The organism is Natronospira bacteriovora (assembly GCF_030848495.1).
GTDB classification, from domain to species: domain Bacteria; phylum Pseudomonadota; class Gammaproteobacteria; order Natronospirales; family Natronospiraceae; genus Natronospira; species Natronospira bacteriovora.
The window spans coordinates 255985-282403 of the sequence record NZ_JAVDDT010000003.1 but is presented as its reverse complement, the minus strand read 5'-3'; the positions used below and the strand labels follow the sequence as shown (position 1 = coordinate 282403).

25 protein-coding genes, 1 pseudogene and 1 riboswitch are annotated in these 26419 nt (G+C 63.7%); of the genes and pseudogenes, 13 read left to right on the top strand and 13 right to left on the bottom strand.

Annotation, left to right across the window (positions count from 1 at the left end):
* Window positions 1-89: 89 nt before the first annotated feature.
* Window positions 90-347, top strand: a complete 258-nt coding sequence (locus RBH19_RS06840; RefSeq protein WP_306728080.1) for a hypothetical protein — start codon at window positions 90-92, stop codon at window positions 345-347.
* Between the two features lie 296 nt (window positions 348-643).
* Here the strand turns inward: RBH19_RS06840 and RBH19_RS06835 are convergent, their stop codons facing one another.
* Together RBH19_RS06835 and RBH19_RS06830 are read right to left on the bottom strand one after the other, a co-directional pair.
* Window positions 644-1558: a cation diffusion facilitator family transporter gene (locus RBH19_RS06835; RefSeq protein WP_306728079.1), complete on the bottom strand. Its 915-nt coding sequence runs from the start codon at window positions 1556-1558 to the stop codon at window positions 644-646.
* 58 nt (window positions 1559-1616) lie between these two features.
* The gene (locus RBH19_RS06830; RefSeq protein WP_306728078.1) at window positions 1617-2882 is read right to left on the bottom strand and encodes a 6-phosphofructokinase; all 1266 of its coding nucleotides are present in this window, start codon (window positions 2880-2882) and stop codon (window positions 1617-1619) included.
* 320 nt (window positions 2883-3202) lie between these two features.
* Between RBH19_RS06830 and RBH19_RS06825 the strand changes: the two are divergent.
* Window positions 3203-3841, top strand: a pseudogene (locus RBH19_RS06825) (adenylate kinase); the annotation flags it as partial.
* Between the two features lie 763 nt (window positions 3842-4604).
* Here RBH19_RS06825 and rnd read toward each other — a convergent pair.
* Window positions 4605-5750: a ribonuclease D gene (gene rnd / locus RBH19_RS06820; protein ID WP_306728077.1), complete on the bottom strand. Its 1146-nt coding sequence runs from the start codon at window positions 5748-5750 to the stop codon at window positions 4605-4607.
* A gap of 45 nt (window positions 5751-5795) precedes the next feature.
* On the opposite strand from rnd, the gene RBH19_RS06815 reads away from it, so the two are divergent.
* Genes RBH19_RS06815 through RBH19_RS06805 form a run of 3 tightly spaced genes read left to right on the top strand, consistent with a single transcriptional unit; the run spans window position 5796 to window position 8327 of the window.
* Entirely contained in the window at window positions 5796-6353 is a 558-nt protein-coding gene (locus RBH19_RS06815) for a hypothetical protein (protein ID WP_306728076.1), read from the top strand.
* Window positions 6346-7713, top strand: a complete 1368-nt coding sequence (mpl, locus tag RBH19_RS06810; RefSeq protein WP_306728075.1) for a UDP-N-acetylmuramate:L-alanyl-gamma-D-glutamyl-meso-diaminopimelate ligase — start codon at window positions 6346-6348, stop codon at window positions 7711-7713. The genes RBH19_RS06815 and mpl overlap by 8 nt, the downstream gene beginning before the upstream one ends.
* A complete protein-coding gene (locus tag RBH19_RS06805) occupies window positions 7713-8327 on the top strand; it encodes a flavin prenyltransferase UbiX (RefSeq protein WP_306728074.1) in 615 nt (204 codons plus the stop codon). Before mpl ends, RBH19_RS06805 begins: the two co-directional genes overlap by 1 nt.
* Window positions 8328-8390: 63 nt before the next feature.
* On the opposite strand, the gene RBH19_RS06800 is transcribed toward RBH19_RS06805, so the two are convergent.
* Window positions 8391-9758: an amidohydrolase family protein gene (locus tag RBH19_RS06800; protein WP_306728073.1), complete on the bottom strand. Its 1368-nt coding sequence runs from the start codon at window positions 9756-9758 to the stop codon at window positions 8391-8393.
* Between the two features lie 157 nt (window positions 9759-9915).
* On the opposite strand from RBH19_RS06800, the gene RBH19_RS06795 reads away from it, so the two are divergent.
* Window positions 9916-10521 carry an LON peptidase substrate-binding domain-containing protein gene (locus RBH19_RS06795; protein ID WP_306728072.1) on the top strand — a complete coding sequence of 202 codons (606 nt, stop codon included), beginning with the start codon at window positions 9916-9918 and terminating at the stop codon, window positions 10519-10521.
* A gap of 125 nt (window positions 10522-10646) precedes the next feature.
* Here RBH19_RS06795 and hemL read toward each other — a convergent pair whose 3' ends face one another.
* From hemL to cpdA, 7 genes are all read right to left on the bottom strand, one after another.
* Complete coding sequence (gene hemL / locus RBH19_RS06790; protein WP_306728071.1) at window positions 10647-11921, bottom strand: glutamate-1-semialdehyde 2,1-aminomutase; 1275 nt, start codon at window positions 11919-11921, stop codon at window positions 10647-10649.
* Window positions 11922-11997: 76 nt separating this feature from the next.
* Window positions 11998-12639 (bottom strand): thiamine phosphate synthase, encoded by a 642-nt coding sequence (gene thiE, locus RBH19_RS06785; RefSeq protein ID WP_306728070.1) that lies wholly within the window; start codon window positions 12637-12639, stop codon window positions 11998-12000.
* The gene (gene thiD, locus RBH19_RS06780) at window positions 12636-13424 is read right to left on the bottom strand and encodes a bifunctional hydroxymethylpyrimidine kinase/phosphomethylpyrimidine kinase (protein WP_306728069.1); all 789 of its coding nucleotides are present in this window, start codon (window positions 13422-13424) and stop codon (window positions 12636-12638) included. The genes thiE and thiD overlap by 4 nt, the downstream gene beginning before the upstream one ends.
* A gap of 13 nt (window positions 13425-13437) precedes the next feature.
* Entirely contained in the window at window positions 13438-13602 is a 165-nt protein-coding gene (gene rd / locus RBH19_RS06775) for a rubredoxin (protein ID WP_306728068.1), read from the bottom strand.
* A gap of 119 nt (window positions 13603-13721) precedes the next feature.
* Window positions 13722-14624: a TraB/GumN family protein gene (locus RBH19_RS06770; RefSeq protein WP_306728067.1), complete on the bottom strand. Its 903-nt coding sequence runs from the start codon at window positions 14622-14624 to the stop codon at window positions 13722-13724.
* A gap of 125 nt (window positions 14625-14749) precedes the next feature.
* Window positions 14750-15361, bottom strand: a complete 612-nt coding sequence (locus tag RBH19_RS06765; protein WP_306728066.1) for a class II aldolase/adducin family protein — start codon at window positions 15359-15361, stop codon at window positions 14750-14752.
* Between the two features lie 12 nt (window positions 15362-15373).
* Window positions 15374-16141 carry a 3',5'-cyclic-AMP phosphodiesterase gene (cpdA, locus tag RBH19_RS06760; protein WP_306728065.1) on the bottom strand — a complete coding sequence of 256 codons (768 nt, stop codon included), beginning with the start codon at window positions 16139-16141 and terminating at the stop codon, window positions 15374-15376.
* Window positions 16142-16306: 165 nt separating this feature from the next.
* On the opposite strand from cpdA, the gene RBH19_RS06755 reads away from it, so the two are divergent.
* A complete protein-coding gene (locus RBH19_RS06755) occupies window positions 16307-16984 on the top strand; it encodes a class I SAM-dependent methyltransferase (RefSeq protein WP_306728064.1) in 678 nt (225 codons plus the stop codon).
* A 1-nt stretch (window position 16985) separates the two neighbouring features.
* Here the strand turns inward: RBH19_RS06755 and RBH19_RS06750 are convergent, their stop codons facing one another.
* Complete coding sequence (locus RBH19_RS06750) at window positions 16986-17546, bottom strand: thioredoxin family protein (RefSeq protein WP_306728063.1); 561 nt, start codon at window positions 17544-17546, stop codon at window positions 16986-16988.
* Between the two features lie 185 nt (window positions 17547-17731).
* Here RBH19_RS06750 and metK point away from each other — a divergent pair, with 185 nt between their 5' ends.
* From metK to RBH19_RS06735, 3 genes are all read left to right on the top strand, one after another.
* Complete coding sequence (gene metK, locus RBH19_RS06745; RefSeq protein ID WP_306728062.1) at window positions 17732-18910, top strand: methionine adenosyltransferase; 1179 nt, start codon at window positions 17732-17734, stop codon at window positions 18908-18910.
* 16 nt (window positions 18911-18926) lie between these two features.
* A riboswitch (S-adenosyl-L-homocysteine riboswitch) is annotated at window positions 18927-19003 on the top strand.
* Window positions 19004-19021: 18 nt separating this feature from the next.
* Window positions 19022-20437, top strand: a complete 1416-nt coding sequence (gene ahcY, locus RBH19_RS06740; RefSeq protein ID WP_306728061.1) for an adenosylhomocysteinase — start codon at window positions 19022-19024, stop codon at window positions 20435-20437.
* A 299-nt stretch (window positions 20438-20736) separates the two neighbouring features.
* Window positions 20737-21180: an acyl-CoA thioesterase gene (locus tag RBH19_RS06735; RefSeq protein ID WP_306728060.1), complete on the top strand. Its 444-nt coding sequence runs from the start codon at window positions 20737-20739 to the stop codon at window positions 21178-21180.
* A 9-nt stretch (window positions 21181-21189) separates the two neighbouring features.
* Here RBH19_RS06735 and RBH19_RS06730 read toward each other — a convergent pair whose 3' ends face one another.
* Entirely contained in the window at window positions 21190-21915 is a 726-nt protein-coding gene (locus RBH19_RS06730) for an SAM hydrolase/SAM-dependent halogenase family protein (RefSeq protein WP_306728059.1), read from the bottom strand.
* A 129-nt stretch (window positions 21916-22044) separates the two neighbouring features.
* On the opposite strand from RBH19_RS06730, the gene RBH19_RS06725 reads away from it, so the two are divergent.
* From RBH19_RS06725 to gap, 3 genes are all read left to right on the top strand, one after another.
* A complete protein-coding gene (locus tag RBH19_RS06725) occupies window positions 22045-23139 on the top strand; it encodes a glycosyltransferase (protein WP_306728058.1) in 1095 nt (364 codons plus the stop codon).
* A gap of 181 nt (window positions 23140-23320) precedes the next feature.
* Entirely contained in the window at window positions 23321-25330 is a 2010-nt protein-coding gene (gene tkt, locus RBH19_RS06720) for a transketolase (protein WP_306728057.1), read from the top strand.
* Window positions 25331-25361: 31 nt separating this feature from the next.
* Complete coding sequence (gap, locus tag RBH19_RS06715) at window positions 25362-26369, top strand: type I glyceraldehyde-3-phosphate dehydrogenase (protein WP_306728056.1); 1008 nt, start codon at window positions 25362-25364, stop codon at window positions 26367-26369.
* Window positions 26370-26419 lie beyond the last annotated feature (50 nt).

Below are 26419 nucleotides of genomic sequence, written 5' to 3'. Positions count from 1 at the left end.
AACGTATAGACTTTACGAGTTGGGATTATCTGCCCATTCTGTGGTGGCCAAACCTTCTCGGTGGTCTTGTTCAACCTGGAGTAAGACGCATGACTGCATTTCTGGCTGTTATCGCCCTTGGGGCCATCATCGCCTTCGCCATCGCCGGTTGGCGGAGTGAGCAGCTCTGGGTGCGCCGCCTGGGCCGTGCCGGTGTCGTTCTGCTGGTGCTGGGCACCGGGGTGGAAGTACTGGTGAATACCGTCAACTGGCCCCCTCTGACACCGGGCTTCTCTTTCGTCATCGGGGCGGGTCTCGGTTTTGGCGTGGCCCTGCCGGGCATGATTCTCTACGCCATGCCACGCTGATCATTGCCCGTAAACTGCATTCAAGCCCCTGCTTCGCCAGGGGCTTTTTTGGTTCCCCTTACGCTTCCGGGCACGCCCCCACCAACCCGACGAATCACCGCTCTGGAAAGGGTCTTGGTGGCCCTGCCCAGAACCGTGGGAAACAGGGATGTTTCCCTCGAGCCTACAGGGACGTATTCACGGCGTGTTCTGGGCAGGGCCACCAAGACCCGCCCCGGCAACCACGCCCAAATTTCCTCCCCGCTTTCCCCGAAGGGGCTTTTTTGTTGTCGGTTCCCGGAGCAATCAGAGGTTCCTTAATCCGGGTTTCCCTGATTCCGCTTCAGATCCTCGATGCGGGTGGCGCCCAGGATGGCGCGTTCGGGCTGCAGGGTGGCGTGCTCGATCCCGAACGTTTCCCGCAGTTGCCGTTCCAGTGCCCAGTGAACACCCGGCCAGTCGTTGATGTCCCGGAGCAGGACATGGGCCGACAGGGCCGTCTGGGTGGAGGACAGCGCCCATATATGCAGGTCGTGCACCGACTCCACCCCGTCCACGGTGGCCATGGCCTGGCCCACTTCCTCCACGTCCAGATGCCGGGGCACACCTTCCATGACGATATGGCCGGCGTCGCGCAGCAGTCGCAATGCCGCCACCAGAATCAATGCGCAGATGAACAGGGTGAGCAGGGGGTCAATCGGCGTCCATCCGGTCAGGACAATGATCAGACCGGCACTGATGGCGGCCACTGAGCCCAGCAGATCACCGATGACATGCAGCAGGGCACCGCGCTTGTTGAGGGTTCGTTCGCCGCGCATGAGCACCAGCGCCAGTGCCAGATTGAGCATCAGGCCGATGGAGCCGACGATGAAGACGATATTGCCTTCCACCGGCCGCGGTTCCAGCAGGCGCTGAATGGCCGCCAGGCCGAGGGCGCCGACAATGACCATCAACACGGTGGCATTGATCATGGCGGCCAGTACTTCGGCCCGGCCCAGACCGAAGGTGTGGATCTTGCTGGCCGGACGCTGCGCCAGCCAGGCCGCACCGCCAGCCAGGGCCAGGGCGAAGGAATCCGAGGCCATATGAGCGGCATCGCCCATCAGGGCCAGTGAGCCGGCGATCCAGCCGAACGTGAATTCGACAATGGCAAAGCTCAGGGTGATGACAATGCCGATGAGGAAAGGCGTGGCGGATTGTCGACTGTCACCGTGGTGGTGATGACCCATCATGGCCTGCCCTCCGCGGGTGAGTGGGCGCCTGCCCGCGGGGCAGGCGCCGGATGGCGGTTCAGCGCAGCTTGAAGGCCGGGAGCTTCTTTTCCACCGCCACATTGCGAAGCTGCACGTACTGCGGCAGGCCGTCTTCACCGTAGGGCGGGTAGGCCTCGCCCTGAATCAGCGGTGCGAGATAACGACGGGCGGCTTCGGTGATGCCGAAGCCGTCGTCCGTGATGAAATCCGCCGGCATTTTCTTTTCCACGTTGGCCACATCGGCCAGCGGGGCCTCGGCGATGTCCCAGCGATAGGGGGCATCGCTCAGGCGGCGAATCGCCGGCATGACGCTGTTTTTGCCGGCCAGGGCCATGTCCACGGCGGCACGGCCAACCGCTTCCGCCTGCTCCAGGTCGGTGCGCGAGGCCAGGTGGCGGGCCGAGCGCTGCAGGTAATCGGCCACCGCCCAATGGTACTTGTGGCCCAGTTCGGATTTGACCATGTCGGCGATGACCGGGCCAACACCCCCCAGCTGCTTGTGCCCGAAGGCGTCCGTGCTGCCGGCATCGGCCAGGAATTTGCCGTCGGCATCGCGAGTGCCTTCCGAGACCACCACGGTGCAATAGCCGTAGTCCTTCACGGCCTGGTCCACCTTGGCCAGGAACTTCGCCTTGTCGAAGGCCACTTCCGGGAAAAGGATCACATGAGGCGGTTCCTCGTCGGTCTTGCCGGCCAGGCCGCCGGCGGCGGCAATCCAGCCGGCATGCCGGCCCATGACTTCCAGCACGAAGACCTTGGTGGAGGTGCGCGCCATGGACATCACGTCCAGGGAGGCCTCCAGGGTGGAGACGGCGATGTACTTGGCCACTGAGCCGAAGCCGGGGCAGGTGTCGGTGATGGGCAGATCGTTGTCCACCGTCTTCGGCACATGAATGGCCTGGATTGGATAGCCCATGGTTTCCGACAGCTGGGAGACCTTGAGGCAGGTGTCGGCGGAGTCGCCGCCCCCGTTGTAGAAGAAATAGCCGATGTCGTGGGCCTTGAAGACCTCGATCAGGCGTTCGTACTCGGCCCGGTTCTCTTCCAGGCTCTTGAGCTTGTAGCGGCAGGAGCCGAAGGCGCCACCCGGCGTGTGCTTCAGGGCGGCGATGGCCTCGGCGCTTTCCTGGCTGGTATCAATCAGATCCTCGGTCAGCGCGCCAATGATGCCATCGCGGCCGGCGTACACCGTTCCGATGCGGTCACGGTGCTCACGGGCCGCTTCGATGACACCAGCGGCACTGGCGTTGATGACGGCGGTCACGCCACCGGACTGGGCATAGAAGGCATTGCGACGGGACATGGGGTCGATCCTCCCGGGATTCGGTCGATGAGTTTGTGTAAGGAGCGGGCTTGTTCCGGCCCCGCCAACCCGACAGAACGCATTCGATCGGGTTATGATGGCCGTGAAGGATAACGGAATTTCCACCGATTTTCCGCCAAATAGGGTGAAAATGACCCGGATTCATTGACTGCGCGCCATGCCGGGGTTAGTTTTGCGCGCAGACCTTGTTGGGGAGCCGAGGCTGGCCTCGACGCCATGAGCGAATCGATCGACCTGGCAAGCAGCCTGATCCCCGCACAGCCACCAAACATCTGATCAGCAGCAAAGCGAGATTGCACATGCGTATCGTCATGCTTGGCGCCCCGGGTGCGGGCAAGGGGACACAGTCCCGCCGTCTGGTTGAGGCTTACGGAATTCCCCAGATCGCCACCGGTGACCTGTTGCGGGCGGCATTGGCCGCCGGCACCGAACTGGGACGTCGGGCCAAGGCGGCCATGGACGCCGGTCAGCTGGTCTCCGATGACATTGTCCTTGGCATCATCCAGGAGCGGCTGCGGGAGCCGGATGCCCGCAATGGCTTCATCCTCGACGGCTTCCCTCGCAACATTGCCCAGGCGGAAGAGCTGGACAGCATGCTGGTGGAGATCGGCCAGCCTCTGGATCTGGCCGTTCTCATGGACGTGGACGAGGACAAGCTGGTGCAGCGCCTGGCCGGCCGTCGGGTCTGTCAGCATTGCGGCAACGTTCACAATATCTACTCCGCACCGCCCAAGCTGGATGGTCAGTGCGATGCCTGCGGTGGCCCGCTGGCGCATCGGGCGGATGACAATGAAGAGACGGTGCTCAACCGCCTCCGGGTGTATGACGCCCAGACCCGCCCGCTGGCGGAGTACTTCCGTGGCCAGGGCAAGCTGGCCACCGTCGATGCGGATGGCGCCATGGACGAGATCTTCCGTCGCCTGAAGGCCGTGCTGGATCCGGTGGCCAGTGGTTCCGCCCCGGCGGCCAGCTCGGGTGGTGCCGCCGGGGCGGTTGCCCCCTACAGCAGTGATACCCCGGCGCAGGGTCGTGCCAGCGGTGCCCCGGGCGCCGGTGATGAGGCCGCCGAGCCGAAGGCCGCCAAGAAGGCCACCAAGAAGAAGGCCACCAAGAAGAAGGCCACCAAGAAGAAGGCCACCAAGAAGAAGGCCACCAAGAAGAAGGCCACCAAGAAGAAGGCCACCAAGAAGAAGGCCACCAAGAAGAAGGCCGCCAAGAAGAAGGCCACCAAGAAGAAGGCCTCCAAGAAGAAGGCCTCCAAGAAGAAGGCTTCCAAGAAGAAGGCTTCCAAGAAGAAGGCTTCGAAGAAGAAGGCTTCGAAGAAGAAGGCTTCGAAGAAGAAGGCTTCGAAGAAGAAGGCTTCGAAGAAGAAGGCTTCGAAGAAGAAGGCTTCCAAGAAGAAGGCTTCCAAGAAGAAGGCTTCCAAGAAGAAGGCTTCCAAGAAGAAGGCTTCCAAGAAGAAGGCTTCCAAGAAGAAGGCTTCGAAGAAGAAGGCTTCCAAGAAGAAGGCTTCCAAGAAGAAGGCTTCGAAGAAGAAGGCTTCCAAGAAGAAGGCTTCGAAGAAGAAGGCTTCCAAGAAGAAGGCTTCCAAGAAGAAGGCTTCGAAGAAGAAATCCCGGCGTCGTTGAAAATCGGGGCTGCGGACATGAAAAAGGGCCGGCAAAATGCCGGCCCTTTTTCATGCAAACCGCGGGTTCAACCTCATTCCGCCACCAGGCGTCCCTCGCTGAGCTTCAGGGTCAGGCGCCCGGCCAGCAACCCCTCCAGATCCCGGCCGGCCATGGCGGCCCGCCAGCCTCTGAGCAGGGGCAGCTCGGTTTCACCTCGCACCAGGGACTCCAGTTGCTTGCGGGTCGCGACCTGGGCGGGGCTCATGTCGTGCTCGGCGCAGCGTGCCCGCAACAGGGCCATGAGTGCATCCACCTGAGCCTCCTGATGAGCGTCCAGACGGTCGGGGGTGGCGGCCATGGAGGGTGGTGTCGCTTCCTTGCCGGCCTGGGCATGGCGGACGATGGCCTCACCGTGCTTCTGCAGGACACGGGGCGGGATGTCGCGCATGTCTTCCATGTCCTGAACCGTCGCCGGCGGGCGGCGGGCCAGATCCACCAGGGCCTGGTCCTTGAGAATCCAGCGACGCGGACGATTGCGCGCCAGGGCTTCCTCTTCCCGCCAGCGGGCCAGACTGGCCAGGATGGCAAGCTGATTCGGTCGCAGCTTGCGGTGCCCCTTCACTCGCTTCCAGGCGCCTTCCGGGTCCGGGCGGTACAGGCCTTCGTCCAGCAGGGCATCGAATTCCTCTCGCAGCCACTCAAGTCGACCGCCCTTTTCCAGGGCCGTGTGAAGCTGCTGGAAGACCGGCCCCAGATAACGCACATCATCGGCGGCGTATTCCACAGCCTCGGCCGGCAGGGGACGTGCCCGCCAGTCCGTGCGGGTGTGACCCTTGGCCAGCTCAACAGCGCACAGGGCCTGGACCAGATTGGCGTAGCCGATCTGGTCGCCATGACCGAGCATGGAGGCGGCAATCTGGGTGTCAAAGACGGGGCCGGGCAGGGCGCCCCATTCATGGTGAAAGACTTCCAGATCCTGACGGGCGGCGTGGAAGACCTTGATGCGGGAAGGGTCCAGCATCAGTTCCCGCAGTGGCTGCATGGCTTCGGCATCCAGTGCCAGGGGGTCAATGCAGGCAATGCGGTCGGCGGCGGCCACCTGGATCAGACAGAGCTCTGGCCAGTAGGTCTCCTCGCGGATGAATTCGGTGTCCACGGCCAGCCAGTCCGCGGTCTGGATACCCGCCACGAAGTCGGCAAGGGCATCGGCTCGGTTGATGAATTCGGTTTCGGCCATTCAGGGATCCTGAAAATCTCAGTGGGAACGGGCGATGATGGTAGCATGCAGGGCTTTGAGGCCGTGGAGCGTTCCGTGTTGGTATTCACTCGCTGGTTCAGCGTTGCCTGGCAGATTCTCGTCTTCCGGCAGGGGCCGCAGGATCTGCCCGGCGGACGTGAGTGGACCGCCATGGCGGCGGCCCTGTATCTGCTGTCGGGTTTTCTCCTCCTGCAGGTGCGGGGCATCAGCGGTGAAGCTCTGTTGATGCTGGCAGTGGATCTTGGCCTCGTTCTGGTCTTCGTCACGCTGGTACTGCGCTTCAGCGGTCGAGGCGAACGTCTGTGGCAGTCCCTGCAGGCACTCTGGCTCTGTGGCGCCGTGCTCAATGCCATTGCCCTGCCGTTTGCGCCGGTGCTGGCCAATCCGCCCGGCGAACCCACCGTCTGGCTGGATCTGGCCGTGGTCATGAGCCTGGCCCTGATCTTCTGGAGCATCGGCCTGATGGGGCAGGTCTTCCGCCACGCCCTGGAATGGCCACTGGGCCGGGCCCTGCTGCTGTCCCTGGCGTATGCGGTGGGCAACATTCTCATTCACTATCATCTGTTCGCACCCAATGGCTAAGCATCTTCATCTACTCGGGGCCTGCGGCACTTTCATGGGAGGTGTCGCCGCGCTCGCCCGGGATCTGGGCTACCGGGTGACCGGTTCCGACCAGAATGTCTACCCGCCCATGAGCACCCAGCTGGCGCAGCTGGGTATCGAACTGATCGAGGGATGGGACCCGTCCCAGCTGGATCCGGCCCCCGATGAAGTGGTGGTGGGCAATGCCCTGTCCCGCGGTAATCCCGTGGTGGAGGCGCTGCTAGAGCGGGGCATTCCCTATGCTTCCGGGCCGGCCTGGCTGGCCCGGGAACTGCTGCGCAAGCGCTGGGTCATTGCGGTGGCCGGCACCCATGGAAAGACCACGACCGCCGGAATGGTGGCCTGGATTCTGGAGTACGCCGGGCTCAAGCCGGGTTTCCTGATCGGGGGCGTGCCAGGCAACTTCCCGGTGTCGGCGCGCCTGGGGGACACGCCCTTCTTCGTCATCGAAGCCGATGAATACGACAGTGCCTTCTTCGATAAGCGCTCCAAGTTCGTGCACTACGGGCCGCGCACGGCCATCCTCAACAACCTGGAGTTCGACCACGCCGACATCTTCCCGGATCTGGCCGCCATTCAGCGCCAGTTCCACCACCTGGTCCGTACCATTCCCGGCAGCGGCCTGATCATCCGGCCCCGAGACTGCCCCGCGCTGGATGCGGTGATCGACATGGGGTGCTGGACGCCGGTTCTCTTCTTGCATGACGCGGATTCCGGTGTCGCGGTGGGCCGGGAAGAAGAAGGCAGCACAGCCTTTGAAGTGATCGTGGCGGGTGAGTCCTGTGGCACGGTGCAGTGGCGCCTGCGGGGCGAGCACAACCGCGACAATGCCCTGGCAGCCATCGCGGCTGCCCGGCACGCCGGTGTCGCCCCCGCGGTCGCGGTGGAGGCCCTGAGCCGTTTTCGCGGCATGAAGCGGCGCCTGGAACCGCTCGGGGCCGTGGCGGGAATTCATCTCTACGATGACTTTGCCCACCATCCCACGGCCATTCGCAAGACCCTGGGTGCCCTGCCGGCCGGGCGCCGAGTGGCGGTGCTGGAGCCCCGTTCCAACAGCATGCGCCTGGGTGCCCACCGCGAGGCCCTGCCCGCATCCTTGCAGGAGGCCGAGCGCATCTATCTGTTCGTGCCCGAGGCGCTGGAGTGGGATGGCAGCCTGCTGGAGGCCGAACTGGGTGATCGCCTCTTCATCGCTCGAAACATGGCCGAGCTGCTGGAACGACTGCCGGATGACTTGCTGCCCGGGGATCAGGTAGCCATCATGAGCAACGGCGGCTTCGAGGGTATCCACGGACGCCTGCTGGCGGCCCTCAGGGAACGGCACGGAGAATCGGCCTGATGAGCAGTGATTACCGCGATGACATCAGCCTGGCTTTCACGGGGGCGTCGGGGGCCCAGTACGGCCTGCGTTTGCTGGATTGCCTGTTGCAGGCGGATCGGCGAGTGCACCTGATGCTGTCGAAGCCGGCCCAGGTGGTGATCGGCACCGAAACCGATGTGAAGCTGCCCGGTCGTCACGCCGACATGGCCCGCTTCCTGGCTGAGCGCAGTGGTGTGACAGAGGAACGGCTGCGGGTCTACGGGCAGGATGAGTGGACCTCGGCCCTGGCCAGCGGCTCCGGCGCGCCGCGCACCATGGTGGTCTGCCCCTGCACCACGGCCACGGTCTCCAATATCGCCATGGGGGCCAGCCGCAGCCTGATCGAGCGGGCGGCGGATGTGGTGCTCAAGGAGCGCCATCGCCTGGTCCTGGTCATCCGCGAGACGCCCTTTTCGGAAATCCATCTGGAGAACATGCTGCGTCTGGCCCGCATGGGCGCGATCATCCTGCCCGCCAACCCCGGTTTCTACCACCGCCCCGACAGCGTCGAGGCCCTGGTGGATTTCGTCGTGGCGCGCACCCTGGATCACCTGGGTGTGGAGCACGATCTCATGGCCCGCTGGGGGCGTTGAACCCCGCTCATTGAATCCCCGTGATGGCCGGGTGGCCACCACGGGGCCGGGCGCGAAGGGGCTTCAGTCCCGGGCGTAGCGGTCTTCGATCGCGCGCAGCTTTCTTCCGATCGCTTCCCGGTCCAGCCAGCGGCTGCCGATCATGACGCCGCGGGGGTCACGGAGATTGGACAGGTCTTCGAGGGGGTTGCCGTCCAGCAGGATCAGTTCGGCGCGCATGCCCTCGCGGACCTGTCCCCAGTCGTCTTCGGCGTTGAAAAACCGTGCCGGATTGACGGTGGCGGTTCGCAGCACCTCGTAGGGACTCAGGCCCGCCGCTTCCATGATGGCCATTTCGTGGTGGATGGAGAAGCCGGGCACATTGAAGACCTGGGGTGCGTCGGAGCCCATGAGCAGACCGGCCCCGGCCTCGTGCAGCGCCTTGATGAGATCCTTGCGCAGGGCCATGAAGGCTTCGGCGGCCTGCCGGTCATAGTCCTCCTCCGCCTGGGTGCGCCTTGCCCAGTCCTGCCAGCGTTCCACCATGTCCGCCGGCAGATAGCGCAGTTCCGGGCGGTCCTTTTCGGCCATGTCCGGATTCATGAGCAGCAGATTGTGCATCAGGGTCTCGGTGGGCACGTTCCAGACGCCCGCATCCCGGGTGCGCTCGGCAATTTCCGGGATGGCGTCCTCATCGGCGAAGGGGGCCAGGCGGTAGTCGAAGAAGCCGGGATCCACCGAGGCCAGAGTCTCCTCATCCACCAGGGCGCGGGGATAGCGATCCAGATGGTCGATGCTGGCGTAGCGCGCCTCGAGCGCACGGTCGATGCCAACATCTTCCGGCACATGGCCGGCGAAGCGGATTCCCACTTCCCGGGCGGCCTCGACCACGGCGTCGAATTCTTCGCGGCTCAGGCCCGGGTGGATCTTGAGAAAGTCGTAACCGGCCTCGGCCTGTTCGCGCACCATGTCGGCGCCCTGTTCGGGGCTCTCCACGCTGTTGCCGTTGAAGGAAGGGCCGGAGGTGATCAGGCGCGGCCCCAGCATGTCTTCACTGGTCAGCGCTTCGCGCAGTTCCAGGTGCCAGGGTTCACCCAGCATGCCCCGGGCCAGCGTCACCCCATTGGAGAGATAGAGAAAGAGAATGTCTTCCCGCAATTGCCTGTCGGCCCGTTCACCGGGCACATGAGCGTGCATTTCGGCCAGGCCCGGCATGAGAAAGCCGCCACGGCCGTCAATGGGGCGATAGCCTTCCGGTCGGGTGCCCGCTGCGCGGATGCCGGTGATGCGCCCGTTCTCGATCAGGACGCTGCGGTCATGGAGTACCTCGTTCCGGCTCATGGGGACGACGTGGACATTGTCGATCACCCAGCGTTCGGCGGATTCGGCCGGGGCGTCCGTGGCGAACAGGCTGAGGAGCAGGATCAGCAAGAGGAGAATGAAGTTGCGCATGAGCGGCTCCCTGCATGTTTCGAATGGATTCGATGGACGGGGGTCTGTACAGCATAGATGAGGAATAGCCGCTGCGGGTTCCGTGTTTACCGGAACCCGGTGTGCTTCTGGCGCATCCAAGCCAGTAGGGCGCTCCCGCCCGGGAGGTGTTGAAAGCATGTCGGAAACCCATCAGACCCTGCCCCTGTTCCCCCTCCACACGGTGCTTTTTCCCGGTGGCCCGGTCAGTCTGCGGGTATTCGAGCCGCGCTATCTGGCCATGGTGAGCCGTTGTCTGAAACAGGACAGCGGCTTCGGTGTGGTTCTGATCCGCAGCGGGCAGGAAACAGGGGCGAGCCGAATCCACGCCGTGGGCACCGTGGCCCGCATCCGTGACTGGGATCGCCTCGAGGATGGTCTGCTGGGCATCACCGCTCTGGGTGAACGGCGTTTCCGCCTGCACGGTGTCGACCGTCAGTCCGATGGCCTCCATATTGGCCGAATCTCCCTGTGGCCGAAGCCGGAAGCGAAGGTGGCGGTGCCCGGCGACCACCGTCATCTGGTTCAGGTGCTGGAACAGGTTCTGCCACGCCTGCCGGCGGCCTGGCGACTGGTGACGCCGGCCATGGACGATGCCGAGTGGGTCGGGTTTCGTCTCGCTGAACTGCTGCCCGTAAGCCTGGTGGAAAAGCAGCAGCTACTGGAAATGAATGATCCCCTGGACCGACTGACCGAAATCAGTCGCTATTTCGAAGGGCCCGAGGGGATGGGGCGGGATGATTGATGGCGGCTGCGGTTTCGGTCAATGAATTGACCGGCCCCGTTCCTGTGTCGCCTGTGGGAGCGGCGTCCGCCGCTCCCACAAACGATGGCTATGCTGGTGGTTGCTCCTTGCTCCTTGCTCCTGTCTTAAATCTCCGCCAGCACCGTCCGCGCCGCATCCACCGTGCTGTCGATGTCCTCATCCGTGTGGGCCGAGGACAGGAAGCCCGCTTCGAAGGCGGAGGGGGCGAGATAGATGCCCTGTTCCAGCATGCCGTGAAAGAAGCGCTTGAAGCGGTCGAGATCGCAGGCGGAGACCTGGGCGAAGGTCTCGATGGGGCTGTCCTCGGTGAAGAAGACACCGAACATGCCGGGCACCTGGTTGATCTGCATGGGCACGCCGGCGGCCTCGGCGGCTTCCTTGAGGCCTTCGCACAGCTTGCGGGTACTGGCCTCAAGCCGCTGGTGGAAGCCGGCTTCGCTGATGATGTCCATCATGGCCAGGCCGGCGGCCATGCCCAGGGGATTGCCGGACAGGGTACCAGCCTGATAGACCGGGCCCATGGGCGAGAGGTGTTCCATGATTTCGCGCTGGCCACCCAGGGCACCCACCGGCATGCCGCCCCCAACGATCTTGCCCAGGGTGGTGATGTGCGGGGTCACGCCGGACCATTCCTGTGCCCCGCCCGGGGCGAGGCGGAAACCGGTCATCACTTCATCGAAGATCAACACTGCACCGTATTCCTCGCAGATGTCCTTGAGGCCCTGCAGGAACCCCGGAACCGGCGGGATGCAGTTCATGTTGCCGGCCACGGGCTCGACGATGATGCAGGCGATTTCGTCGCCCTTTTCCTCGAAGGCCTGGCGAACCGAGTCCAGATCGTTGTAATTCAGGGTCATGGTCAGTTCGGCCAGTGCTGCCGGCACCCCGGGGCTGTTGGGCTCGCCCAGGGTCAGGGCCCCGGAGCCGGCCTTGACCAGCAGGGAATCGGAATGGCCGTGGTAGTTGCCCTCGAACTTCACCACCCGATCCCGGCCGGTGTAGCCGCGGGCAAGGCGAATGGCCGTCATGGTGGCTTCGGTGCCGGAATTCACCATGCGAACCCGTTCAATGGACGGCACGATCTCGCAGATTCGCCGTGCCATGTCCGTTTCCACCTCGGTGGGGGCACCGAAGCTCAGGCCGCGGCTGGCCGCCCGCTGCACGGCCTCGATCACTTCCGGGCGGGAATGCCCGCCGATCATCGGTCCCCAGGAGCCCACATAGTCGATATAGGCCCGGCCGTCACTGGCATGAATGCGTGAACCCTGGGCACTCTCCACGAACAGGGGCTCGCCGCCCACGCCGCTGAAGGCACGGACCGGCGAATTCACGCCACCAACGATGTACTTGCGGGCTTCGTCAAACAGCGGGTGCGTCATGATCAACCTTTTTCAGCTATCGGCAATGATGGAGGGGAAGCGTTGGCCCGTATCCTACCAGCGGATGCGGGCTGAGTCAGAGTCTGGCGCCCTGTTCAAAGCGGCGGCTCAGGGCTTGGACATTGGCTTCGGGGTCGCCCGACCACACGCTGCCGATGACCGCCGCCAGTTGCGCCCCCGTGGCGGCCACGCGGTCGATATTGGCGCGATTGATGCCGCCAATGGCGCAGACGGGCAGGGACAGTCGCTGGCCCGCCAGTTCCAGCAGGGGCAGGGGGGCGTGGACGGCATCGGGCTTGGTGGCCGAGGGGAAGACGCTGCCGAAGGCCACGTAGTCCGCCCCGGCTTCGGCCGCCTGCTCGGCCCGGGTCAGCTCGTTGTAGCAGGATTGGCCGATGAAGACATTCGGCCCCACCTGATCCCGGGCGCGGGCCAGATCGCCATCATCCCGCCCCAGGTGGAGGCCGTCGGCACCCACACGGGCGCACAATGCCGGGTCGTCATTGATGACCAGCGGCACAGCCGCCGCCCGACAGCATTCCAGCAGCCGGCTGGCCCGGCGCTCACGCCGGGCGGTATCGCGGCTCTTGTCGCGAAACTGGACCAGTGCGGCGCCCCCGTTCAGGGCTGCCTGCACGTCCTGGAGCAGTCGGGCATCGTCGTGGGCATCGTGGTCGGTGAGCACATAGATGCCGCAGGGCAGCTGGAAGGAGTTCATTGGCCGCCCAGGCGATTGGGTATGTATTGTCCCTTGCCCAGGCGCCAGCCCCGGGACAGGGCCAGCCAGGTCCAGTGCTGGGCGTGTTGCACGGCCAGCGGCGGATCGTCGCCATGGGCCAGGCGGGCGGCGATGGCCGAGGCCAGGGTGCAGCCGGAACCGTGGTACTGCCCCGGCAGGCGTTCCCAGCGGAAATCCTCCCGCTGACCGTCCGGGCCGAAGAGGAAGTTGTCCACGTCCGGAGTGTCTTCGTCGGCGCCCTTGTGCAACACCCAGTCACTGCCCAGTCCCCGCAGGTATTCGGCCCGGGCAGCGGGATCCCTCGCGTTCGGGGCCAGGGAGCGGGCCTCGCTGGCGTTGGGGGTCAGTACGGTACTCAGGGGCATCAATCGCTGCTTCAGGCAGTCGATGAGGTTCTCCTCGGCCAGCCGTGCCCCGCCCGCCGCGACCAGAACCGGATCCAGCACGACCGGCAGCTCTGGATGGCTTTCCAGCACGCCGGCAACCGCCTCACCCACCTCGGCGTTGCCCAGCAGCCCGAGCTTCACCGCCGCCACCGGCAGATCATCCAGCACCGTGGCGGCCTGTTCGGCAACCAGGTCGGGGTCACTGACTTCCACCCGGTAGGCATTGAGGGTGTCCTGGACGGTCAGGGCCGTAATGACCGGGGCCGGGTGGCAGCCCAGGGCCGACACCGCCTGGGTGTCCGCCGTCACGCCGGCACCCCCTGAAGGATCGTTGCCGGCAATGATGAGAACCACGGGAGGGTGGGGCGACTGGCTCATGGTGAGATGCTCCTCAGATCTCGATCATCTCGAAGTCTTCCTTGCCGGCACCACAATCCGGGCACACCCAGTTCATGGGGACATCCTCCCACTTGGTGCCCGGCTTGATCCCGGACTCCGGATCGCCTTTCTCTTCCTCGTAGACATAACCACAAATGACGCACATATAGGCTTTCATGCGGGCGCTGACTCCTCGGCGTTGCGAGTGAATGAGAAACGCCCATTTTTCCATGCCAGGACAGGCAGGGCCAATGGGCGTTTCAGTACCTTGGCCGGCACACCGGCCACATGGCCGTATTACTGGCGTTCCACCCGGTATCCGGCTTCCCGCAGCAGATTGATGACGCCTTCTTCACCCACCATGTGCAGGGCGCCGACCGCGACGAAATAGTCCTGCTGGCCTTCGTCTAGGAAGCGGGTGAGGTCATTCATCCAGTTATGGTTACGCCGGGTGACCACCCGTTCATACACCTCGGGGTAGTCGGCGAAGTCGGCCAGCATGGTTTCTTCCAGCTTGTCCAGCTCTCCGGACTCCCAGGCGGCGACCAGCATTTCCATTTGCGCCTCAAGATCCTGGATTTCCTCCAGAGTCTGCATCAGGAAGGCCACCTCGGTGTCCCGATCCATGTCGCTGAAGAGGCTGATCTGGAACTGGAGTGTTTCAAGCTCGACGATGGATTTCTGCTCGCGTTCCGCCCGTTCCAGAAAATAGGTCTCAACGCCGTGTGCCGCGGTATAGCCCATGCGTTCCAGTTCGGTGACGCTGAGTACCAGGGCAATCAGCCAGGGTCGCAGCATGGCCATCTGTTCCAGGTCATAGCCATTGTCGGCCGCCAGTGAGCGGGCCCTTTCCCAGCGCGCTTCGCCCAGAACATCTTCCAGTGTCTGACCATCGCGCAGCATGCCGGCATTGATCATCAACTGCTGTTGCGCTTGCGGATCCACATTGACCACATCCGTTTCCACCACCAGGTAGGCGGATTGTTCAAAGGCCTCTTCCACCTTGTCGGCCAGTGGGTAGTGGTCTTCGGTCAGCACATGCACCGAGCCGAACAGCCAGACGGTGTTGTCCTGGCCTTCGGCTTTCCAGAAGCTGGGCGCACGTTCGGACAGGTTCACGTCCTCGGCCATGAGCGGGGCGGCGAGGAACAGGGCAGTAAAGGCGATGAACAGGGATCGAACCCATAGCGGCTTGAACATGAGACTTCCTCTGAATCGAATCGTAATCAGGTGACGATCGCTCGGTGTGTTGCCTTTGGAACGAATCGGATGTCATCGGTTCCCCGTCGTGACCGCGCCGGTCAGGGCGGGATGGGATACTCAGTTTACGTTTTTGGCGCCAGGATGTCGTCCAGGCCGATCAGGCCGGCCTGCAGGGCGACGTAGGCGGTGCGGGCGGACTGTTCCAGTGAACAGCTCCATTTGTAGGCCCGGTCCAGGTTCTCGCCCCGGGCGTAGAGACCATGACCCCGAACGATGCAGATGGGGTGTTCGGCCAATGTGGCGGCCACCCGGGCCGGGGCCTCCTCCACATAGCGGTCATAGGGGACGTCCAGAACCGGCACCCGGCGGAAATAGAAGCTGCCCTCGAAATCCGGTGGCAGAAAATCCCGGCCGCTCATGGTCAGGCCCACGGCGTGATGACCGTGGCTGTGCAGCACGGCGCCGATGTCGTCGCGGGCGGCATGCACGGCGAGATGCAGGGGGGCGTCCAGCGACGCCCCCTCGGGTGGAGTTTCACCCGGGCGGCAGGGGATGAGCTCATCCGCCTGCAGGGTGTCGGCGCAGGCGCCGGTGGGGGTGACCCAGATACGGTCGCCGTCGCGCACCGAGGCATTGCCGCTGTGGCTGTCGTTGTAGCCGTGGCGGCGCAGCAGTTCGTAATACAGAACCAGGGCCTGCGGCGGGGCGAGGTCAGAGACGGGCTGTGTGCTCATGGTGTTCCCGATTCAGGAATGACTCACCGCATCGTGAAGCTGCACGAGCTCATTTTCAAACCTTCCATCCTCGCCCAGCCAAAGGACACGATAGGCCGGAGGCGCCTCGGGATCAATGGCGAAATCCTCGCTGCCGGGCAGGAACTGGGCGCAGGTGGAGGGGGTGCCCAGCAGCTGGATATGCCCATGCCGCTGCTCGGAGGGCTGGTGTACATGACCCCAGATCAGGGTCTTCACCTGCGGGTGGCGCTCCAGACAGGCCAGCAGGGCGTCCCCATCCCGCAGGCCGACGCCGTCCAGCCACGGTGTCCCCACCGGGACGGGCTGATGATGCACTGCCACCAGCGTGGGGCGCTCGGGCTGCGCCTGCAGCAGGCCGTCCAGCTCTTCCAGTTGCGCCTGGCCGACTTCACCGGCCGGTGAGCCGGGGATGTGGCTGTCCAGCTGGATCAGATCCCAGGCACCGAGGGCGAAACGGGTTTCCAGGTGGAAGGGCGGGCGACTGAGCACCTGTCGCATGAGAGCCGGATCATCGTGATTGCCCGGCAGGCACAGCACCGGGATGTCGAAGCGGCCAAAATAGTGGACAAAGCGTTCGTAGGCTTCGGCGGTTTCCTGCTGAACCAGGTCGCCCGTTGCCAGGATGCAGCGGGTATCGGGATGCTCGTGGCGGACATGCTCCAGAACCCATTCCAGCGTTTCGCTGGTGCGTGTACCCCGCAGTTCGCCCTCGTCACTGGCGAACAGGTGGGTGTCGGTGATCTGAAGAACCTTGTTCATGGCGCCCGGCCCGCATCCTGTCCCCGGAATCGGACGGAGCCCGGGGAATCCCCGATTCCGCCCCTGTGCCTGAAAAACTAGCATACTTGAACCTGATCGGGTGTGAAGCAGTTGGCAGTTTCGCAACAATGGGGCCAATGTTGAGCCAGGACGGGAGGAATGAACATGTCGAATCGCACCACGGCGGTTGATCCGTCGCTGCATGAATATCTGCTGTCGGTTTCCCTGCGGGAGCATCCCGTGTTGCGTGAACTGAGGGAGGAAACTGCCCGCCTGCCGGAGCACAACATGCAGATTGCGCCGGAGCAGGGCCAGTTCATGCAGATGTTGCTGCGCCTGATGGGCGCGCGCCGCTGCATCGAGGTGGGCACCTTCACCGGCTACAGCACCCTGGCCATGGCACTGTCACTGCCCGACGACGGGCGGATCCTGGCCTGCGACGTGAGCGAGGAGTGGACGGACATTGGTCGGCGCTACTGGGAAGAGGCCGGGGTGGCCGACCGTATCGAGCTGCGCATCGCCCCGGCCAGTGACACTCTGGCCGATGAGCGCCGGACTGGCGACGGGGCTATCTGGGATTTCGCCTTCATTGACGCCGACAAGGGCGGTTACCCGGATTATTTCGACCAGTGTCTGGCCCTGTTGCGTCCCGGTGGACTGATTGCGGTGGACAACACCCTGTGGGATGGCAAGGTGGCCGATGACAGCGTGGATGATGCCGATACCCGTGCCATCCGCGAATTCAATCAGGCACTGTATGCCGATGAGCGGGTGGACATCAGTCTGGTGCCCATCGGCGATGGCCTGACCCTGGCCAGAAAGCGTCAGGCAAACTCTGATTGAATCATTCGCGCCACTTGATGGAGCAGCCCATGCTGGGGATCTGATCCTCCGGCTCCGGCCCGCGCCCGGTCTGGGCAATGCGCAGCATGGCTTCGAACAGTTCCCGCCGAACCCCGTCGTCGGCCCGGTGGCGGCCGCTGGCATCCAGGCGTCCGCGGTACTGCAACTTGAGATCCCGGTTGAAGCCGAAGAAGTCCGGGGTGCAGACCGCGCCGTAGAGGCGGGCCGTGTCCTGGCTTTCATCCAATAGATAGGGGAAGGGGAAGCCCATCTCCTCCGACAGGGCGCGCATCTTGTCGAAGCCGTCTTCCGGGTAGGCCACGGTGTCATTGGCCATGATGGCCACGCTGCGCACCCCGTGGCCTGCCAGCTCCCGGGTGTCCCGCACGATGCGATCCAGCACCGCCTGAACATAGGGGCAGTGGTTGCAGATGAACATCACCAGGGTGCCGTTTTCGCCCCGGCAGTCCTCCAGCGTCCAGTTCCGACCGTCCACGCCGGGCAGGTCGAAATCCGGGGCCGGGGTGTCGAAGTCACAGTCGGGGGTTTCCAGGCGAACCATGCTTTGTCCTCATCTCGGTCGTCGCTGCGGCTACAGGCTCCACCGCCTTTCCCCATTCGTCAAGGGAAATTGCCGGCGGGTGGTCGAGAAAACATGACTGACGCTGTAAAATCGGGCATCCTAATCGTTTTTCCTTTTGATGGCTTCGCCGGACGCGCCGGCGCCAACCCAGGAGACTGCCTGGCATGTCGAAAAACTACCTGTTCACCTCCGAATCGGTTTCCGAAGGTCATCCGGACAAGATCGCCGACCAGGTGTCGGATGCGGTACTGGATGCCATCCTGGCGCAGGATCCCCGGGCCCGCGTGGCCTGTGAGACCCTGGTCAAGACCGGTTTCGTGATCATTGCCGGCGAAATCACCACCAGTGCCTGGGTGGATCTGGAAGCCCTGGTGCGCAAGACCATCGTGGACATCGGTTATGACAGCTCCGATCTCGGCTTCGATGGCAATACCTGCGCGGTGATGAATGCCATCGGCAAGCAGAGTGAGCACATTGCCCAGGGTGTGGACCGTGCCTCCGAGGAAGAGCAGGGCGCCGGCGACCAGGGCCTGATGTTCGGCTACGCCAGCAATGAAACCGACGTGCTGATGCCGGCGCCGATCACCTTTGCCCATCGTCTGGTGCGCAAGCAGTCCGAAGTGCGTCGCAATGGCCAGCTGGCCTGGCTGCGTCCGGATGCCAAGAGTCAGGTCACCTTCCGTTACGAGAACAACCGGCCGGTGGGCGTGGACACCGTGGTGCTGTCCACCCAGCATGGCCCGGAAGTCAGCAATGAGCAGATCCGCGAGGCGGTGATCGAGGAGATCATCAAGCCGGTGCTGCCCTCGGAGTGGATCGACGACAAGACCCGTTACCTGATCAATCCCACCGGCCGTTTCGAGATTGGTGGCCCCGTGGGTGACTGCGGTCTGACCGGGCGCAAGATCATCGTCGACACTTACGGCGGCATGGCCCGTCACGGCGGCGGGGCCTTCTCCGGCAAGGATCCCTCCAAGGTGGATCGCTCCGCGGCCTATGCCGCCCGCTATGTGGCCAAGAACATCGTCGCCGCCGGTCTGGCCGAGCGCTGCGAGATTCAGCTGTCCTACGCCATCGGCGTGGCCGAGCCCACCTCCATCAGCGTGGATACCTTCGGCACCGGCCAGGTGGATGACGAGAAGCTCACGGCACTGATTCGCGAGCACTTCGACCTGCGTCCCTACGGCATCCTGAAGATGCTGGATCTGGTGCGCCCGATCTATCAGCCCACCGCCGCCTACGGCCACTTCGGTCGCGAGGACGGGGATTTTCCGTGGGAAAAGACGGACAAGGCCGAAACCCTGCGCGATGCCGCCGGTCTCAAGGCAGCAAGACAGGCCTGATCAATTGACAATCCGCCGGCCCGAGGAGCGTTGCAACGGGGTATCCCGCCAGGCTCGGGCCGGTGTCCACCTTCAGAACGGCGCTCGCTTAACACTCACAGGAGAAGCATCATGAATGCTGTGGTTGGAAAGCGAAACGACGGGGATTTCCACGTTGCCGATCTGTCTCTGGCGGAATTCGGCCGCAAGGAAATTGCCATCGCGGAAACCGAAATGCCGGGCCTGATGGCCCTGCGCGAGAAGTACGGCAAGGACAAGCCCCTCAAGGGCGCCCGTGTGGCCGGTTCCCTGCACATGACCATTCAGACGGCCGTGCTGATTCAGACCCTGGAAGCCCTGGGTGCCGAAGTGCGCTGGGCCTCCTGCAACATCTACTCCACCCAGGATCACGCGGCGGCCGCCATTGCCGAAAATGGCACGCCGGTGTTTGCCTTCAAGGGCGAAACCCTGGATGAGTACTGGGAGTTCACCCACCGCATCTTCGATTGGGAAGGTGAAGGCGCCAACATGATCCTGGACGATGGCGGCGATGCCACCCTGCTGATCAACCTGGGCGCGGAAGCGGAGAAGGACCCCTCGGTGCTGGGCAAGCCCGGCAGCGACGAGGAGAAGGCCCTGTTCGCCGCCATCAAGAAACGTCTGGACGAGAAGCCGGGCTGGTATTCCAGGGTCAAGGCCCAGATCAAGGGCGTGACCGAGGAAACCACCACGGGCGTGAACCGCCTGTATCGCATGCAGAAGGACGGCACCCTGGATTTCCCGGCCATCAACGTCAACGATTCGGTGACCAAATCCAAGTTCGACAACCTTTACGGCTGCCGTGAATCCCTGGTGGACAGCATCAAGCGCGCCACCGATGTGATGGTGGCCGGCAAGATCGCCGTGGTCTGTGGCTATGGTGATGTGGGCAAGGGTTCCGCCCAGTCCCTGCGTGGCCTGGGCGCCACCGTGTGGATCACCGAGATCGACCCCATCTGTGCCCTGCAGGCCGCGATGGAAGGTTATCGCGTGGTGGATCTCAATGAGGTGATCGATCAGGCGGATATCTTCGTCACCGCCACCGGCAATTTCAACGTCATCACCGCCGATCACATGGCCAAGATGAAGAACCAGGCCATCGTCTGCAACATCGGTCACTTCGACAATGAAATCGATGTGGCCGGTCTCAAGCAGTACGACTGGGAGAACATCAAGCCCCAGGTGGATCATGTGATCTTCCCCGACGGCAAGCGCATCATCCTGCTGGCCGAAGGGCGTCTGGTGAACCTGGGTTGCGCCACCGGCCACCCCAGCTTCGTCATGTCCGCCAGCTTCACCAACCAGGTGATGGCCCAGATGGAGCTGTTCAACAAGCCGGACGAGTACGAGAACAAGGTCTACGTCCTGCCCAAGCACCTGGACGAGGAAGTGGCCCGCCTGCACCTGGACAAGATTGGTGCCAGGCTGACCAAGCTGTCCCCCGAGCAGGCCGACTACATCGGCGTACCCCAGGAAGGCCCCTACAAGCCGGATTATTACCGCTACTGATCCCGGCCTGTAAGCAACGGCAGTATCAGGGCCCGGGCAACCCCCGGGCCCTTTTTTAATGCGCCGCGAAATGGACGCAAAATGCACGCGAGATAAATTCAAAAGCGAAAAACATTGGGATCACGAGATGGCTGGCATCATGGCAGCTTCTGAGGCTTGGGCTTTTGACTTCAGGTGATGATGCCGAGGGGCAAAAATCCGTCGAGCCATTGAACGCCACCCCGGTTTTTCGCCTTATAAATTTCGCGTGCATTTTGCGTCCATTTCGCGGCGCTTTTAATTTTTCCCCGGAGACTGACATGTTCGAGAGAGACTACGAGATACGCTGGGTGGATCTGGATCCCAATGGGCATATGCGGCATAGCGCCTATCTGGATTACGGTGCCCAGATTCGTCTGGCCGCCCTGGCTGATGCCGGGCTGGGCATGGGGGAGATGGCGAAGCTCGGGGTGGGACCGGTGCTGTACAAGGAGAGCATCGAGTATCACCGGGAGATTCGCGGTGGGGAGACCATTCGCATCGGGACCGAACTCACCGGGGTGTCGAAGAACGGCAAGCACTGGCGCATGCGCCATGTGATCAAGAAGGCCGATGGCGAGGTGGCCGCGGTGATCGAGGTACGGGGTGCCTGGCTGGACCTCAAGGCGCGGCGCATTGCCCCGGCACCGGAACAGGTACAGGCCGTGGTGGATGCCATGCCCCATGCCGAGGATTTCGAGGTGTTTGATTCCAGCCGGCGTTGAGCGGCATTTTCAGGCGGATTCGACCTCGATCGGGGAGCCGATTGCCAACCCCAGTTCTTCGGCCGCACTGGCCTGATTGATGGCAATCTCCACCAGGCCCATGGAATTGATGTACCAAAGGGGGGTTCCCCTGGGCACGCTGGTGAAGGTGAAGGCGTAATCCACGGTCTGTCCGGCCACGCTGAGTTGCTGCTCGGGCTGGATGCCATGACCTTCGATGCCGGTCACGGCATTGCCGTAGCCATCGATGTAGAGAATCTGTTCCCGACGGGTGGCAAGGGTGACCGGGTCATGCAGGGGTCTGGCCCCTATGGCCGTGGGCGTGCGGCCACTGGCGAGCTGCCCGGCGAAGGGTGCGAACTGGTCGCGGCCGTGGAAGCTGCTGGAGAGGTCTTCCGGCTGCCAGGTGATTTCCCACCATTCCTGTTCACGGGACTGTTCGGCGACCGCCGTGAGCAGGCCATTGTCCGGCCCCACGTACCAGCAGCCATCGGCCTTCAGCGCCACTGGCCAGCGCGGTCCGCCAACGCCGGGGTCCACGATGGCCAGGCAGATATCGCCGGGCCGGAACTGGCGACTCAGCCCGGCCAGCAACAGGCCGGCAGTGGCCGCATCAAAGGCCGGGGCGTCGTGCATCAAGTGGATGAAGGGGCCGCGGCAGTGGCGAAGGGCCGCCGCTTCCAGTTCCCCGACGTAAGGGCCGCGATGGTGAAAATCGGTGTAGGCAAACAGCATGAGGCCTCCCGCTTGTGTCGTTGGCCGGCGATCCTGCGCCTGCCGTTTCCCTCAGGGTATACTCTGCGGCCCGATTCTGCCTGTCCATTTCGGTCAGGCCGCCATTGAACACCATAGCCGGGATTCATCATGTCGCTGACGGTATTGCATGTCTTTCGCCAGATTGATGCGGGTGAACGCCACCAGTTGCTGGGCCAGAAGGCTCAGGGGGTGGATGTGCATGTGGTCTGCGCGGGGCGGGCCAATTTCCAGGACGATCTGGCCGCCGCCGGAATCCCGGTGCATCACATCGATTTCGAACGCCGCATTGATCGCCCGGCCATTGCCCGTCTGCGGGAACTGGTCGAGACCATTCGGCCGGACATCGTGCATGCCTTCATGAAGATCTGCCTGTCCAATGCCATTCGGGCCATCGACGGTCTGCCCCCGCGCCTGGTGGCCTACCGCGGCATTGTCGGCAACCTGCACTGGCTGGATCCTTCTTCGCGGCGCACCTTCTTTCATCCCCGGGTGGATCGCATCATCTGCGTCTGCGAGGCCATCCGCCAGGATCTGCTGAGCAATCGCTTCCTCGGCTGGGGCCTGCCGGAAGAAAAGGTGGTTACCATTCACAAGGGCCACATCGTGGACTGGTGGCGGCGGGATGACACGCCGGAGGACCTGAGCGAGGTGGGGGTGCCGGCCGGCGCACCGGTGATCGGCTGCGTGGCCCAGATGCGCAAGCGCAAGGGCATTCCCCTGCTGGTGGAGGCCTTCGAGCAGCTGGCGAATCGGGAGGCCCACCTGGTGCTGATCGGCAAGGTGGGTGACCGCCAGGTGCCTGGGCGCATCGCCCGCAGCCCGGCGCGGGATCGCATCCACCTGCTGGGCTGGCGGCCGGACGCGGCCCGCCTGGCCGGCGCCTTCGACATCTTCGTCCTGCCCTCATTGCGGCGGGAAGGCCTGCCGCGGGCGGTGATCGAGGCCATGTGCCAGAACGTTCCCCCCGTGGTGACCGACTCCGGCGGCAGCCCGGAGCTGATCGAGGACGGCGTCAGCGGGCGTATCGTGGCCTCGGGCCAGGTGGCCCCGTTGGTCGCCGCCCTGGATGGCCTGCTGGCCGACCCCGCCGGGCGTCAGCGCATGGGGGAGGCGGCCGAGCAGCGGATTCGCCAGTGCTTTACCCCCGAGCAGACGGTGGAGCGCACCCTGGCGCTTTATCGGGAGATTCTGCCCGCCCGTTGAGGGGGTGATCGCCAGGCAACTTGCCGTTTGCTCGCCAATCGGCGAAAATTGCGCCTTTGATTTTTCCTGACGCCTCCATGAGTCTCCGCCGACACCCGTCCGGCTGGCCGTGGCCGATTTTTCCGGTCCCGGCCTGATGTCGTTAGGGCTGGCGGCGGTCATCCGCAATCCGGGAGCATGCATGCCCTCACGCAGAGAACTTGCCAACGCCATTCGCGCCCTCAGCATGGATGCCGTCCAGAAGGCCAACTCCGGTCACCCGGGCGCGCCCATGGGCATGGCCGACATTGCCGAAGTCCTGTGGAACGATTTTTTCCGCCATAACCCGCTCAATCCCAAGTGGGATGACCGCGACCGTTTCGTCATGTCCAATGGCCACGGTTCCATGCTGGTCTATTCGGTACTCCATCTGACGGGTTACGACCTGTCCATGGACGAGATTCGCAATTTTCGGCAGCTGCATTCCATGACCCCGGGGCATCCGGAATACGGTTATGCGCCGGGTGTTGAGACCACGACCGGCCCACTCGGTCAGGGTCTGGCGAATGCCGTGGGCATGGCGCTGGGCGAGAAGATCCTGTCCGCCCGCTTCAACCAGCCCGGATACGACATTGTTGACCACTTCACCTATGTCTTCATGGGTGATGGCTGCCTGATGGAAGGCATTTCCCATGAAGCCTGCTCCCTGGCCGGTACGCTGGGCCTGGGCAAGCTGATCGCCTTCTACGACGACAATGGCATTTCCATTGATGGCGAAGTGGACGGCTGGTTCACCGACGATACGCCCCGGCGCTTCGAAGCCTATGGCTGGCATGTGGTGCGTGACGTGGATGGCCATGACGCCGAGGCCGTGAAGGCCGCCATCGAGCAGGCCCGCGCCGAAACCGGCAAGCCGAGCATCATTTGCTGCAAGACGGTGATTGGCTTCGGTTCACCCAACAAGAAGGGAACTGCCGGTGTCCACGGCGCGGCTCTGGGCGACGAGGAAGTGGCGGCGGCCCGCAAGGAACTGGACTGGCCCCATGCGCCCTTCGAGGTGCCGGACGAGATCCGCCATGGCTGGGATGCCCGCAGTGCCGGGCAGGAAGTGGAAGATGCCTGGCGTCGCCTGTTCGAGAACTATCGTCGGGAACATCCGGAACTGGCCGCCGAATACCAGCGCCGCATGAGCGCCGAGCTGCCGGGTGACTGGGAAGCCGTGATGGGTGAGCTTCTCACCCAGGTCAATGAAGCCGGCGAGAAACTGGCTACCCGCAAGGCCTCAGGCAATGTGCTGGATGCGCTTGGGCATGCCATGCCGGAACTGATTGGCGGCTCGGCTGACCTCAGTGGCTCCAATAACACCCAGTTCAAGGGCGCGAAGACCGTCACCGCCGCTGACCCGGATGGCAATTACATTTATTACGGCGTGCGCGAGTTCGCCATGTCGGCCATGGTGTCCGGCCTGGCGTTGCACGGCGGTTTCGTGCCCTATGCCGGCACCTTCCTGACCTTCTCCGATTACGCCCGCAATGCCGTGCGCATGGCGGCGCTGATGAAGGTGGGTTCGATCTTCGTCTACACCCACGATTCCATTGGCCTGGGTGAAGATGGTCCCACTCACCAATCGGTGGAGCATCTGGCGTCCCTGCGGCTGATTCCAAATATGACCGTCTGGCGGCCCTGTGACACTCTGGAAACAGCCGTTGCCTGGCAGGATGCGGTGGAGCGCCGCAGTGCCCCGACTTGCCTCGCCCTGTCCCGGCAGGGGCTGCCTTTCCAGCCCCGAGATGCCGAGACCATCGCTCGTATCCGGCGCGGCGCCTACGTGCTGTCTGACAGCGAGGGCAAACCGGATCTGATTCTCATCGGCACCGGATCGGAAGTGGCACTGTGTACGGAAGCCGCCGATCGACTGCGGGAGGAGGGGCTCAAGGTGCGCGTGGTGTCCATGCCATCGAGCTGTGTCTTCCAGCGCCAGGAGCCGGAGTACCGCCGTTCCGTGCTGCCCGCCGATGTGCCGGCCCGGGTAGCCGTGGAAGCCGGGGTCACGGCTTGCTGGCGGCGCTGGGTGGGTGATGCCGGCGAAGTGGTCGGTCTGGATACCTTCGGCGAGTCGGCCCCCGCCGACGATGTCTTCAAGCATTTCGGATTTACCGTGACCAACGTCATTGAGACCGCCCGCGGCGTGCTCAAGAATCTCGGTAATTGATCATTCAGGAACCTCCAAGGGAGTAAGTGACATGGCGATCAAGGTAGCAATCAACGGTTATGGCCGCATCGGCCGCAATGTGCTGCGGGCCCTGTACGAGTCCGGCCGCACGGGTGAGATCCAGATCGTGGCCATCAATGATCTGGGTGATGCCAAGACCAACGCCCATCTGACCCGCTTCGACACCGCCCACGGCCGTTTCCCCGGTGAAGTGAAGGTGGAAGGCGATTACCTTGTCGTCAACGGTGACAAGATCAAGGTCTGCGCCGAGCGTGATCCGGCCAAGCTCCCCTGGGGCGAGCTGGGTGTGGATCTGGTGATGGAGTGCACCGGCCTGTTTGCCAGCAAGGACAAGGCTTCCGCTCATATCCAGGCGGGCGCCAAGAAGGTCATCATTTCCGCGCCGGCCGGCAAGGATCTGCCCACCATCGTCTACGGCGTCAACCACGACAGCCTGACGGCCGATGACACCGTGATCTCCAACGCCTCCTGCACCACCAACTGCCTGGCCCCGCTGGTCAAGCCGCTGAACGACAAGGTGGGCATCGAGGCCGGTCTGATGAACACCATCCACGCCTACACCAACGACCAGGTGCTGACGGATGTCTATCATTCGGATCTGCGTCGTGCCCGTTCCGCCACCATGTCCATGATTCCCACCAAAACCGGTGCCGCCGCCGCGGTGGGCCTGGTGATGCCGGAATTGAACGGCAAGCTGGATGGCTTCGCCGTGCGCGTGCCCACCATCAACGTCTCCATGGTGGATCTGAGCTTCACCGCTTCCCGCGAAACCAGCGTGGAAGAGATCAACGGCATCCTGAAGGAAGCCGCCGAAGGGCCGCTCAAGGGCGTGCTGGCTTTCAGTGAGGAACCACTGGTGTCCGTGGACTTCAACCACGACCCGGCTTCCTCCACCGTGGATGCCGGTCTGACCAAGGTCATCAACGGCAACCTGGTCAAGGTCTGCGCCTGGTACGACAATGAGTGGGGCTTCTCCAACCGCATGCTGGATACCGCCCTGGCCTTGATGAAGGCCTGAAGGCGCCCGCTGCATGCACTGAGTCCGGGCGCCGGTTTGACCGGCGCCCG